The organism is Sinorhizobium kostiense (assembly GCF_017874595.1).
GTDB classification, from domain to species: Bacteria; Pseudomonadota; Alphaproteobacteria; order Rhizobiales; family Rhizobiaceae; genus Sinorhizobium; species Sinorhizobium kostiense.
In genome coordinates, this window is record NZ_JAGILA010000010.1 from 178,459 (window position 1) to 191,861 (window position 13,403).

Genomic DNA, 13,403 nt, shown 5'->3' on the forward strand with positions numbered 1-13,403 from the left:
GGCGTCGCCGAGGTCGCCCGCGCGTTCAGCCCATGATCGCTCAGGCTTTGGTCCTCGTACGCGATCGCCGCCGGGTTTGGCTCCGGCTGCGTCTCAGACAGCTCGTGAATGCAGCCGTCCTGCGGAAGGGCCGCTTTTGTCGGGTTCGGCTCCACCAGCAGACAGTGACGTTCTTCCGCCCAAAGAAGCGGCGCCGACCAGACACGCTGCCCGGGGTCGGCCACCATCTGGGTTAGCACCTGATGCAAATAGCTCGTTAAACGCTCGACCGTGCTCCGCTCAAACAGCGAGGTCGCGTAGATCAGCCTCCCGCGGATCTCCTCACCGACCATAGCAACCTGAAGCGCAAGATCATGTTGCGCGACACGATCGTCACCCCCGCCAAGGTACTCGACTTCCAATCCAGGCAGCTCCGCCGCAGCCCCAGCACTGTCCTGCCAACCAAGTATAACCTGGAGGGTTGGGATGTGACCCAGCTTGCGCCGCGGATTGGCGCGTTCCATCACCTCTTCAAATGGCAGCTCCGGATTCGCCTGCGCCCGAAGCGCGGCGACATTCGCCCGCTCCAGCAATGTCTGCAGCGTTGGATTGCCCGAGAGATCGATCCGCATTGCCAGGATGTTGACGAAGCAGCCAATCAGCCCCTCGATCTCCGAGCGAGTGCGGTTGGCGCCCGGCGTGCCGATCACCAACTCGTCGTGACCCGACAATCGCCCCAGCACGAGGGCCCAGCCCGCGAGCAGAATCACGAACAGCGTCATTCCATGCCGTAGGCTCAGCGCCTTGAGTTGAGTGGTCAGAGGCTCGTGTACCACGAGGTCGACGTAGCTGCCGCTGTAGTCCCGCTGCGCGGGCCGCGGCCGGTCCGTCGGCAACTCCAGCACTGCTGGTACGCTCGCCAGTATCCGGAGCCAGTATTCCGACTGACGATACAGTACCTCGCCCGCCAGCCAATGACGCTGCCAAAGCGCGTAGTCCGCATACTGCACCGGCAACGGCGTCAGCCGATCCAAACCGCCCTCCCGGGCCGCGGCGTAGAACTCGCTGAGCTCGCGTGTCAGGATCCTCCGCGACCAGTCGTCCGAGACCATTTGGTGCATGGTGATCAGCAGCACATGATCGTCCGTCGCCAGGCGCACCAACCGCCCGCGGATCAGCGGCCCAGCTTCCAGGTCGAACGCCGCTGACGTGCTATGGCGCAAAAGAGCCAGCGACGACTCCATATCCTCTGCCGCCGTTAGATCGTCTCGTTTCAGCGGCAGGCCGACGTCTGCCGAACCGATTCGCTGGAATGCCTGGCCGTCCTCCACTCTGAAGGTGGTCCGCAGCACCTCATGACGCGCGACCAGCCCGTCCAAAGCTGACTGCAGGGCCGCGTCGTCCAGCTTGCCGCGAAGCCGAAGCCCCATCTGGATGTGGCAGGCCTCGCTGCCTCCTGTCACTCGCGAAAGGGACCAAAGTCGCTGCTGGGCGAATGACAGCGGCACCCGCGACGGACGCGGCAAAGCCTCGATTGGCGGGACCACACTCAACAGTGCAGTGTCTATCGCATTGGTCTGGATCGTTTGAGTAGGTTTCATCTGGAGCTCCTTGGCCGGAGACTGCGAGACCGTAATGGTGGTAACGGATATTTCACCGTGTCCACGCAAGCGGCGTGCCAACGAAGAGGCTGTGTGAGCAAGAGGGCAAAACCATGTGTTTCGCACCGCGCCGGCGGACCACTTGTGCCTCAGTGTGTCAGGATGCGAACCAACGACGTCTTCAACCTGACACAGATAAACACGCAGCGGGGCGTCGAATGACGGGGTCGCCTCTCGTGCCAAACTCGAACGTCTGCTCAACGATGGATAGTGTTGAAGAAGTCAGGCTTGTATCCGGAAAGGGTAGCTCGCTCAGGGCGTCGCAATTGAGGTCGACGTGACCTCCTCGCCCTAACTGGCCGGGATCACCGTCCGCGGAACGCAGATCCTGGCCAATTTCCTCAAGTTCCGGGCGATGGCGGCGAGGTGGAACTCATCGCGGCCACCGCAGGGGTCGCGTAGTCGCAATCTATCGAGCTTCAGAATGCGTTTGAGGTGCGCGAAGAGCATCTCCAGCTTCTTTCGGCGATAGCGTGACGTTTGGTATGCGTCGGTTTTGGCGATGTCGCGAGCCATAGATTGAGCGCGTTACCTTGCGCGCCGGCGTCTTCGGACAACAGCGGGGCTTAAGTACGCAGGCGTCACAATCATGCTTGCTTGCCAGATAACGTAGCGTGTTGTCCTTTTCCACACCGGTCCGCGGTGTCGAGAATCGCCGACGGTAATGCTGAAGAAGCTTACCACCTGGGCAGCGGTAGCTATCGCTTGCATGGTCGTAGGCGAAGTCCTCACGCGAGAAGGTGCAGTCCTTGCGCTTGGAGTTATCGAACACCGGGATATGCGGCTCGATCCCGCGCTCATGCACCAGCCAGTTCAGCATCTCGGCCGAGCCGTAGCCGGTGTCGGCAATCAGCCGTTCCGACCACAGGCCGAGTTCGTCGTGAGTGCGCTCGATCATGGTCTAGCGGCCGTCACCTCGGCCTGACGTACGGCAGTTGAGGGCTCCACGTCCACGATGATGGCGTGCTCTACATCGATGAGGTAGTTGGTGCAATAGGCGTAGACAGCCGGGCCACCCCAAGAGGCGGTCCAGCGTGCCGCTGGGTCGACCGGCGAGATAAACTTGGGCTCCACCGGCGTGGCGGCTCCGAAGGCGGCATCATCCAGGGTGGCGAGATACTCTCCCACAGCCCGCTTGGCTTTGGGGTCGAGGTCCTCGGCTGTCTCGATCCCACGCTGACGATGGGCGTCCGCCACGATCATGCTGGCATCGACGGCAAAGCCCTCGCCGCCGACGAGGCCTTCTCTCATGCAGCGCCGCACGAGGCTCTCAAACAGTTCGCGCAAGAGATCGGCATCGCGGAAGCGGCCATGACGCGTCTTTGAGAAGGTGGAATGGTCCGGCACATCGCCCTCGAGGCCAGGCCGGCAGAACCACCGATAGGCCAGGTTCACGTGGACTTCCTCGCACAGCCGCCGCTCCGAGCGGATGCCGAAGCAGTAGCCGACAATCAGCATGCGGATCAGCAGTTCGGGGTCAATCGAGGGACGGCCGATCGGGCTGTACTACGGCGCGAGGTGCTGGCGGACACCGGAAAGGTCAACGAAGCGGTCGATGGCCCTGAGAAGGTGATCCGCCGGCACATGCTGTTCCAGACTGAAGCCATAGAACAGCTCCTCCTGCATCACACTTTGCTCGCCCATCATCGACTCAATCTCCTTCCGATAAGAAGACTGAACCAGTGCTTCAGGCTGTTTCAAGCGGGACTTTTTCAACACTCCCGATGATTTTCGGACGACGCTCGACATTCGCAGATTGCTCGCCAATTTTCAGGTTCGCTATGCTGGCTCTGGCGGCGTCGCTTTTCCGGAGGCCATATCGGCTTCGGAACACGCAATCTAATCTTCATTTTCCTGCAACTCGTCGGATTTTATAAGGCTTACCGGACGGAGTACCGCGCCAGTCCCAGCCGAAGAAGGGTTCGCCCATGGTCGACGAGGCGTGGTTGCGCGTCGCTGCCCTCTACAAGATCGAGGGTAGCATCCGAGGTTGTGATCCCGATCATCGCCGGGCTGTCCGCCAGAACTCGACCCGCCCGCTGGTGGACGAGTTCTTCACCTGGCTGGCAGCTCAGGCCGCGCGCGTCTCGCGCAAGTCCGACTCGGCGAGGCCATGGCCTATATGCTGAAGCGCCCGGCCGGCTTCCGGCTGTTCCTGGACGACGGCCGCATCGACATCGACTCCAACCGTCGTCGAAAACGCGATCAGAAGTCCAGCCATGAACCCCCGCAATGCTCTCTTTGCCGGGCAACCAAGGTCAAGCGGCCGGAATTGGGCTCGTTTCGCAAGCTTGATCGGCACATGCAAGATGAATGGCGTTGAACCATACGCCTATCTGCGCGATCTCTTCATCAGCCTCGCAAATGGCCACCTCGCCAAAGACCTCGACGCCCTCATGCCCTGGGCCTATGCGCAACGGATCAGCACCTCAGAATGAGCTCGTCCGGGACTCCCCGACGTGCTCATAGGACCATCTGCAAGCTCTAGACTTGACCGTTGCAACTGGAAAATCAATGGAGCGGAGACGCCGCATAGGCCGAGATCGCGACTGGTGTACTGAGCCGAACCGTGTGAGGCCAAGCCCTGGGGATCTTATAGTCCACTTCAGACCACCGAGGCACTGATCAGCATAACTGACGAAACCGAGGTCGCCCCAATACTGGATACCCGGAGTGATCGCGAGCTTCTCGGTTGCGTTGTAGCGATCGGAAGTGGCTACGTCCACTCCGGGCCAGCAAAATACGTGTTCGGGTCAGATGCCCACACGCTGGCAAAGCTCAAGCAGTTCCGCCGGATCGCAACCGGATACGACAAGTTACTCACGGGGATGCCGAAATACCGCGTGTAAGCATATTATAATGCTGTCTGTTTGATACTGCCTTCCTAGGTAGGTACACGCGGCCGACGTTTCCGTTTAAAAGTGCCGAGCCACCGCTAGAACTCCAGTTCGGCCCCAGGGTGAGGGATCGCATCTGAAAGCGGGCCAGTCCGGCATCGGCCGCACACGCCAGACGTGGTCATCCTGATGCAATTGATCATGCATCAGTTCAAACCAGGCCATCATTCAAGGCAGTCTTTCAACATCCTTGCTCTTTCGATGCTTAACAAGCTAACTACTCCATGAAGGTTACAATGGAACGGCAGAACTCATACCCTGTTCTTTTGAAGATTCCTGGCCTATTCCCTCTGATACTTGCTGCGACCCTATCCCGTTTGGCCGGACGCATGTTCGTACTCACATTGGTCCTGTTCGTGCTGGCGCAGTTTTCGTCTCCAGCCCTGGCAGGGTGGCTTACATTCGCAGCGATCGTTCCCGGCCTGGCTGTAAGCCCTGTTGCGGGCGTTTTGCTTGACCGCGTAGGACCGACAATTGCGGTCAGAATCGACATGATCGCCAGCGCTGTTTTCATCGCGGCGATCAGTTTCGCTGGTTGGGAAGGTTGGTCCAGCCCGCCGATCCTGTTCATCTTGGTGATGCTGTTCTCGCTGTCCGGCCCTTTGGGCGCCGCGGGGACCCGTACTCTGTTGCCGCGCCTGGTTCCCCCCAACACGCTTGATCAGGCCAATGCGCTTGACATCGCGATCTATGCTATCGTCGATGTCGTTGGGCCGGCGATGGCGGGCGTGGTCGTAACTTGGCTTGGGCCGGAAGCTGCGATGGCCATGATCGCCGCAGGCTATGCAGGTGCGGCAATCTGCTTGTCTCGCGTGCAACGCTTGCCGGGGTTGGCTTCCACACAGACATCTTTCCTGCGCCAAGCGATCGAAGGCATTCAGCTGGTATCGCGGCAGCCGACGCTCCGCGGCCTAGCCTTCTCCTATTCACTGTATGAGATCACGTGGGGCGCCCTCTACGTGGCGGTTCCGGTGTTCGTGGCTGATCACTACGCCACGGCGGTCGGCAGTTCAGTAACGGGGCTTTTGTGGGCTGCGACGGGTATTGCCGGAGGTGTGGGTGCGCTCGTCGCTGGGCATGTGCGCACCACTGGACGCGAGAGACGTGTCATGGCCGCCGGAATGCTCATCACAGGCTTTGCAGCATGGCCGCTTGCAGCGGAGTTCGGTATCTGCGGTCTGGCAATCGGCCTGATGCTCGCCGGTGTGATGTCCGGTCCAATCACTGTCTCGCTGCTGACGTTGCGTCAACGGCGCACCGATCCGCAACAGCTTGGCCGCGTAATGTCCATTTCGATAAGCCTGAACATCGCAGGCTTCCCGCTGGGCTCAGCCATTGCGGGGACAGCAGTCACGCAATCCTTGTTAGCCACATTCGTTTTGGCTGGAAGTGCCTCTGTCGTTGCAGCCATAGCAACCGCCTCTATCCCTCCCGATACAGACCGGCGGCCGGAAGTTCCGTTGCTGTAAATCGCTCTTCAGTCCGCCCTCACCGACAGCTTGTGCACTGCGTCGTCCGACAAGCTCGAAGACATGCTTCGCGAAAATCCAGACTTATCGGAACGATCTGCATGACATGACCGGCTGGCACGACACATGCCTTGCGGACCGCCCGCAGTATCTTCGCCAAGTGATCCGACTCGATATCGCCGGCGACGCGCACCACGACATCACCGATGACGATTTCCACGGTAGGACTTGCCACCGGCTCAACGCGCGCGAACTTGACCTTCTTCTTCGCGGTTTCCGTCAGGGGCGCAACCCGACGACAGTGCCTTGCGCCCCCACCCGTAAAGCTGCGAGGGATACAATCCCTCAGCGCGCGCGATCGCAGAGACATTGGCTCCAGGCAACAATGTCTCGGCAATCAGGCGCTCCTTCTCCTCGTTCGGCCAGTCTCGCGGCTTGCGCCGCGCCCGCACCGGCGCCGCCGTCAAAACCTCCAATGTTCGCGGCTGATTCACACCGTCGCTTAGGATTCTCCGCATGCTTCTTGCAGAAAATCTCCCATCAGCGCGCCAAATGATACGTGGGGGTCCGTACGCGCTTACGGTCAAATGGGCTTCATCGGGCGGCTGCACCAGCACTCTGACCCTAACTGACTCCTGCTGACACCGCCGCCGTGATTTTAAGCTGCGCCGACCGCATATGAATGTCGTCGACAGCCTGACCCTCGAAATGTGGCCTTCTCGCGACCAGCAAATAAGCGATCTGAATTAGCCGCTCTGACCCAGGTCAATCACAACTCGCGCATGCGCCGTGTCTCCAGGACATAAGTATCGAAGGATGTGAGGTGTGCTTCGTTCGCCGCCAGCGCTTCAAGCGCGCGGCTTCCGCGCTTGGCGGCAATCAGTCCCACGAGGCACTCCACCGCTGCGAATGCGGGAGTCATGGTATGAACTAGCGAAGGCATTTCGGTCGGAACGCGGATCACAATTTCGGAAATTTTAGTAATCGGAGATAACTCGCTGTCCGTCAAACCGATTAGCTTCACGCCACGCGAAACCGCGAACTCGGCGACTTGCATTGTGTAACGACTGTACGGGGCAACAGTGACCGCTAGCAAGGCATCCCGAGGAGTGACAATTCGGAGGGCATCATTGGCCGTTCCGCCTATTCCGTCAATCAATATCGTGGGCGAGCCGAGCAACGATCCTACATAGTGCATCAGATGGGCTGCAGGAAAACTTGAGCGCAGGCCGATACAAAAAATGTGTCGTGATTCCACCATGAGATCGGCGGCTCCTGCTAGCGCCTTGATTGCGGAGGGCTGCGCGAGCTCGCTTAGATGGCCCCCCAAGGCTTTGATTATATCGCCGATGAGGGCGCCATCTCCCTCGGCCTCTCGTCTTGCCGTTAATTCTTCTGCCCGCCCCGCGAAGCTCTTCGGTCGTTCCCTGATGCTGTCCGCGAACATCTCCTTCAATTCGTTAAAACCATCGAAGCCGAGGCGCTTTGCGAACCGCGTTAGCGTCGCTGGAGGCACTCCTGCTCGGCGAGCCTGCTCCCTCATCGACAGCAGTGCGACCTCCGTTGGGTGGTCGAGCGACCAACGTGCAACAACCTTCATTTGTCGCGGCAACAGCTCGTAGCTGTTCTTGATGGCACTTGCGACGGGAACATCCATTCCGGTATTCCTAATCGAGAACCGGCAATATGGCCGTTTCTTTCACGTACAATGATAAGCGCGACGTCTTGATCGGGGGACGCGCGACAGCACGTGATGCCCTCGCCGGCACTGGCCGGATCGCGCCGGCAGGCGCTGCACCGCCGCCGAGAGGCAATTCCACTGAGATCGCACACAGTTGTAACGTCGGTGACCAGCATCTGGCACGGTTTTGTCTCAGGCGCCTCAAGATTCTATTGCCGGATGCAGCGGAGTGCATATCAGCGGCGATGAGATCGTTTGCGAACTCAAGCAGCAAGGGTTTCATGAAATTGGTCCATGATCACTGAACTCCTCGGGGCACCGCTGACATCCCCACTAAATCATCAAAGCAAGATGTGTGCCAGGCGCACCATCCGCACTGCACCATCTATCCGTACCTGACGGCACGGCCCAGGCGACGTTTTGGTCGGATTTCGGACAGTCTTGACCGGCTTCGGACACTAAAAGGGTTGCGGATAACCGCCCGGACGAGGTTCGCATCTTTGAGAAGGGCATGCTGATCCCCGTTCCTCCTGTTCTGGAGGGAAGCAGGCAAAAACGCCTCCATCCGGATCATCTTCGAAGCATGGCCTCCCAGCGTTCACCGATTTCCGTCCACTGACAGCAGTGTCTCATCAAGGCGCTGCCGACAGAGTTTCTCATCGGTCCCCGGCCTTCTATGACCCGCCGGGCAGCACCGGAACGGCTACCGTGATTGTCTTGATCATCGGGCCAGTTCGAGCTACGCAGCGACGCCTCATCCGCGTGCGCTATCTCGCCGCAGTACAAAGAGATCGTTAATAGCTGCGTCGCCGCCTGTTCAGCCGTCCGACGTCTCAAGCGCGTAGCCGGCCGACCTGACGGTGCGGATGATGGGCGTGGCCGGTCTGAGCGTCTTTCTGAGACGGCAAATATGCACGTCAACGGTGCGTTCACCGATATGGATATTCTCCGGCCAGGCAGCGCCGATCAGCTCGTCTCGGCTAAAGACCTTGCCGGGGTTTTGAAGAAAATGCCGCAGAAGGTTGAACTCGATCGGTCCGAGATGAATCTCATCGCCATTGTGGCAAACCCGCTGGGCATCGAGCCTCATCTCAATGTCGCCACAGCAGAGGGATCTGCCGTTTTCGATGCCGTTAGATTCCGGCTGCACCGGCGCCAGCTTCGCTCGCAGGTAGTCGAGCAGTTTGGCTGGCGCCATCGGACGCACAAAGCTCTCGTCGATGCCGGCCTTCCAGAGATCAAAGTGGTGGCTTTCGGCCCCGGGCGCGATGAGCGCAACGACAAGCAGGGGACCGTTCCGACATTCCCGCTTAAGCCGGGCGCAGATGGTGGAACCTTCCGCGCTTGCCGGCTGACAGTCCAGCACTACGGCCTGCAACTCCCATTCGTCGGCCAATGCAAGCGCCTCCTCCACGCCGCCGGCCAGCGCAACCACGAAGCCGTCTACCGCTAGGATGTGGCTGAAGACTAAATAGAACTCAACGTCTTGCGAATAGATCAGGATCCGTGGCTTCATCAGCGCTACCTGCTCCAAAACACAAATTGCCCTCGACCGCGTCGGTGAGTTAGCTAGGCACGGTCTCCCCAGGGCCTGACTAAATTCCTTCCTCGAGGCCGCGTCCATCACGCTCGCGCCATTTCAGATAGCTTTGACGGCTGCGGCCACCGCAACCGCCGAATAGCCTGAACACTGCGTGGCGAACCTCCATAGCGTCTCGAAGCCAAACCTTTGCACGTCGCGCAGGCTAAGACAGTGCAACTGGGCGACCCGAGCGCGCAGCACCGCACTGGACACCTGACGAGAGAGTGGCAAAGCTGCTTGGTCGCGTCCGGGGAGCGGTGGGAACAGCGGCGGCATTCGACATCGTCGCATTTTTCCTTGTCTTATTCGTCATCCTCGAGGATAGCTTCTTCCCGGCGCGTCTTAGCCGCACTGAGAATCCGGATCGGAGTCCCGCCGCGTCCCAGTGAAGAGCTTCAAAACCCGCGCCAAACTGGCTGATCGCGTTGAAATAATATTTTGCGATTGCGCTTCAGATATTTAGCTAGATGCAACATAAGAGATTGGCTCAACAAGCTTTGTCGCGGGTGTGACAAAGCTGACCAGTAGATGTACTGTACAGTGGGACTTCGGTCGGCTGGCTATCGGCAATAACCTCTTAATATGCGCAACGCATACGGGTTGTGAGGCATCGCCAATCAGCCTCGCTGAAAGGTGCCAGTCCTCAAGCCCTCGATGACCTGCCATCCCACCCGTCGCGACCCGGAGACTGCTCGGGATCCATCGACCGGAACGATGACATCGGATCCACAGCGCTGGACTCGGCATGGTTCCTAGCTGTACGTGGATTGCATCAAGGCCCATTCGCTCGATGCAGACTGGGCGTATCTGAACGGCCGACTCGGTTGACGGGGGGTCGACCGCGCGGACGCACCGAGTTTTACTACTGGTACTGCTATTTTTCGCATGACCGCATTGTCGAACAACTGAAACCGTGGGACTCGTTTGAATGGGGCGTGACTTCCGCGTCCCTCGCGAAGGATTCATGTCCGCCCGTTCTTCGGATAACGCCGGACGCCCGACACCTACTGTAGGGTTAGTCGCGTCCCCGGCACGCCGAGTCGGCCTGGTTTCTTACTACACGTCCATTTAGTCCTTGAAAGAAATGCAAAATTAATTCTGCGGCGCCTTCACGGGCAACTGGCATGAATATTGAAGCCCCCGTTGCTAAGCGGCAGCAACTGCCGCCGGAATTTAACGGCGATCGATGGAACGAAGGAACGAAACGTGTCAGGTCTGCGTCAAAACGCATTCCGGGCGGAAGATCGTCACTTGCGACACCAAAGGCAAGAGGTAGTGAGGAGGACAATCGTGATGGCGAGTGCGGTGCGCAGCAGCATTCAGCAGGCGAAGCACGACTTCTCGGGAGCATATAACCGCAAGTGGCCGCACGCCTATTTTCGCGCGCACTTGGCCTTAGACTATATCATCCCAGATCGGGCCAAGCCGATCTTCGAAAGGATTTTCGCCGATTATCGACGCGTTCGAAAGAAGACGAGATTGAAGATCATCGATGTCGGTTGCTCATATGGCGTAAACGCCGCCTTACTGCGTGCCGATCTCGATCTCGACGATCTGTATGCTGCCTATCTGGGATCGAGCGGAGCGCTCGCGCGCCGACACGAAATCGAACATCGCGACTTCTTTCGCAATCGAGGGCTTCGTGACGACCTCCAGTTCGTCGGCGTGGACCCGTCGTTCCGAGCGGTTCGCTATGCGCGGAACCAGGGCCTGCTGGACGCCGGTATTGAGACTAATCTGGAAGCCCGGGACTTGACGGTCACGGAGCGTTGCGCACTGGCGGATGCAGACATCATCATCAGCACAGGGTGCGTGGGCTACGCCACAGAGCGAACCTTTGTACGCGTGTATAACGCCTCGGCGGCATCACGCCCGTGGGTCGTCGCCTTTGCAATGCACCCCTTCAGCTATGACGACATCTCCGCGGCCGTACGGTGTTTTGGGTTGGAAACGAGGCTTGTAGACCGGTTTAGACAACGCCAGCGCCGCTTCTCCACACCGACGGAACGGCAGGCGATCCTGACTGCTATGGCCGAACTCGGCATAGAGGATCACTTGGAGCGCACGACCGGCTATGTCTACGCATCCTGCTACATTTCTGCACCGCCCGGCGAAGTGCCTTACGGTCGAGTTCTGCGTTCAGCGAGCGGTGAAACTAGTTGCGACTAATCGGTTGGCCATGGCAGCCGCTCCCGTGAGGGTCGTGCCCCCGAACATTGGGCTCGTGACAGCTTGCAGAACACCGAAGCCATGGTGATCGAAATATCTGAGATCAGGCACAGCTGAAAAGCTAGGTTGAGTTGTGGCCGCTTGCGGCCTATGATGATGGAGGCAGCAATCGGTGGCACGAAGAAGAACTGGAAATGATCGCTTCGGCCTCACCGACGGAAAAACGATTTCCTTCGACCCAGCCGTGACGTCATCTTCGACAAAAAGCGGCAGCATGTTCGGCTTTCGAATGCATCGCTCTAGGGCCTTTGACGAGAACGGAAAAATTGTCCCCGATGAAATCTTCTACTCGATCGCCGGAGCGCTGGTCATCCCTCACCCATCTCAGATAGCTTCCGTTCGCCTTCGCCGCCCGTCGGTCGATGCTCGAGAATTGCGAAAAGAACCGGAAGAGCATCGCCCAACTGGATGATCCGAAATACGACGTCGACCTCGCCAACAAGATCAACTCCGTCGTTTTCCCAGGTTTGCAGGGTGGAGCGCTGTAGATCAATTTATCGGACTCCGCGTACATGTGCTTAGTCGCGGTATCTTCATGCCCACTACCAAAGCGCGACGACGGTGATAATCGACACCGGACCGAAGCAGATGCTTGCTGTCGCGTGCCGGATCATATGGGGCGAGATTGAGCGAGCGCCAAAGGGAAGATGTCGCCCTGCTGCGGCGACTGCGAGATCCAGCCGTTGCGTGACGTTGACGCGGGTCATCGCGGTTTGGCAGCAGGAGCCCATCCTGCGCGGTTGCCCCAGCGATCGTGAAAGTTCAACCGGGGTAAACAAATGAATCCGCCCTGCCGCTCGCTCAACAGAAACACCACAGGCTTCTTCAACAGAAGTCGTGAATCACATATGAACAGAATTAATTGGTCCTGAACCAAACTCCCGTCCACAATTCGTAAGCGCTTGTTGTTGCGCCCAACAGCGAACCAAACGCAAATGTAGTTCCAGTTGTGACCGCTGAACGGAAGTTGTCCAAATGGCACGGTTTGTCACGCCGCCGGCCCTTAGGCCGAAGAGAAATGTCACGATCGACCGCAGCGCAATCTCGAAGACATCAGTCGGCCACTCGTCACTCTCTGGCCAAGCCGCGCGGATGACTTGGTCGTAAATTTTTGTTCCCTCGCGATGCAGCGCGGCATTGAGCCTGCGAAATTCAGGATCGGCGGCAATCACCCCACAGAAATTGACCCAGATAACACTATCCTCGAAATGAGATATCGACGCTGGTATCGCCGCGTCAAGCAGGGTCGCGAGGTTTGTTTCTCCTTTTTCCAGCAGATGTCCGATCTTGCGTTCCATGTTAAGAAAAGGAACGCGCAAGGAAGCTGCGATAATGTCCGCCTTGCCTTCGAAGTAATGGGTAATCATTCCCGTCGTCACACCGGCGGCTTTAGCGATGTCGATCATCGTAACTGCGGAGATGCCCTTTCCCGCTATCGCTTTACATGCCGCCTTCGCAATACGAAGGCGGGTCTGCTCAACATCGATAATTTTTGGCATGGCCTTCCAGTCGATTTCTTCGGAACCCGTGGATGGCCACGAAGTGCTAGCACGTCGTGCCTCAATGCTTCATCACCTGCTCGCTAACGGCGATCGACAGGCCAAAGCCCCAAGGTCCACGTTAGCCCCATCTTTGACAACGCATCCGATTGTCGGGCCCCTTAATACGAAGGCGGCCGACGTGGGAGCCCATACAAAGACTCCAGTAAGCCTATCTGGAGGTCCCCTCCCCAATGGGTCAGCGACACTCCGTTGTGACATCGGACAGGCCGCCAAGTCAGACTGTATGGACAAAAGGAATAGCAGTGGCAGGCAATTTCAGAAACAACGTATTTATAAAATCTTGATGACACCGGTAATGAAACTTTCATAAGAATTCATATGCGGTCAGTAATTGTAGCCGCAA

At 58.6% G+C, this 13,403-nt stretch carries 7 protein-coding genes and 3 pseudogenes; 4 read left to right on the forward strand and 6 right to left on the reverse strand.

The genetic code is table 11. The annotated features are described in order from the left end of the window. Positions 1 to 176: 176 nt before the first annotated feature. Positions 177 to 1,580 (reverse strand): annotated as a pseudogene (locus J2Z31_RS30095) (condensation domain-containing protein); the annotation flags it as partial. 351 nt (positions 1,581 to 1,931) lie between these two features. Beyond that, positions 1,932 to 3,287: pseudogene (locus J2Z31_RS27025) on the reverse strand (transposase). A 254-nt stretch (positions 3,288 to 3,541) separates the two neighbouring features. On the opposite strand from J2Z31_RS27025, the pseudogene J2Z31_RS27030 reads away from it, so the two are divergent. Together J2Z31_RS27030 and J2Z31_RS27035 are read left to right on the forward strand one after the other, a co-directional pair. Continuing rightward, positions 3,542 to 4,078: pseudogene (locus tag J2Z31_RS27030) on the forward strand (IS66 family transposase); the annotation flags it as partial. A 695-nt stretch (positions 4,079 to 4,773) separates the two neighbouring features. Further along, positions 4,774 to 6,006, forward strand: coding sequence for an MFS transporter (locus tag J2Z31_RS27035; protein WP_209606476.1), 1,233 nt, complete (start codon positions 4,774 to 4,776; stop codon positions 6,004 to 6,006). 239 nt (positions 6,007 to 6,245) lie between these two features. On the opposite strand, the gene J2Z31_RS27040 is transcribed toward J2Z31_RS27035, so the two are convergent. The 3 genes from J2Z31_RS27040 to J2Z31_RS27050 all read right to left on the reverse strand — a co-directional run bounded on the left by J2Z31_RS27040 (position 6,246) and on the right by J2Z31_RS27050 (position 9,311). Then, entirely contained in the window at positions 6,246 to 6,524 is a 279-nt protein-coding gene (locus J2Z31_RS27040) for a transposase (RefSeq protein WP_234939701.1), read from the reverse strand. Positions 6,525 to 6,775: 251 nt separating this feature from the next. Beyond that, positions 6,776 to 7,663: a MurR/RpiR family transcriptional regulator gene (locus J2Z31_RS27045; protein WP_209606478.1), complete on the reverse strand. Its 888-nt coding sequence runs from the start codon at positions 7,661 to 7,663 to the stop codon at positions 6,776 to 6,778. Positions 7,664 to 8,504: 841 nt separating this feature from the next. Continuing rightward, complete coding sequence (locus tag J2Z31_RS27050; RefSeq protein ID WP_209606480.1) at positions 8,505 to 9,311, reverse strand: response regulator transcription factor; 807 nt, start codon at positions 9,309 to 9,311, stop codon at positions 8,505 to 8,507. A gap of 1,251 nt (positions 9,312 to 10,562) precedes the next feature. Between J2Z31_RS27050 and J2Z31_RS27055 the strand changes: the two genes are divergently transcribed. Both J2Z31_RS27055 and J2Z31_RS27060 read left to right on the forward strand, forming a co-directional pair. Further along, positions 10,563 to 11,438, forward strand: coding sequence for a hypothetical protein (locus tag J2Z31_RS27055; protein ID WP_234939702.1), 876 nt, complete (start codon positions 10,563 to 10,565; stop codon positions 11,436 to 11,438). A gap of 172 nt (positions 11,439 to 11,610) precedes the next feature. Continuing rightward, positions 11,611 to 11,910: a hypothetical protein gene (locus J2Z31_RS27060; RefSeq protein WP_209606481.1), complete on the forward strand. Its 300-nt coding sequence runs from the start codon at positions 11,611 to 11,613 to the stop codon at positions 11,908 to 11,910. Between the two features lie 430 nt (positions 11,911 to 12,340). On the opposite strand, the gene J2Z31_RS27065 is transcribed toward J2Z31_RS27060, so the two are convergent. Then, positions 12,341 to 12,997, reverse strand: coding sequence for a TetR/AcrR family transcriptional regulator (locus tag J2Z31_RS27065; protein ID WP_209606483.1), 657 nt, complete (start codon positions 12,995 to 12,997; stop codon positions 12,341 to 12,343). Positions 12,998 to 13,403: the final 406 nt, after the last annotated feature.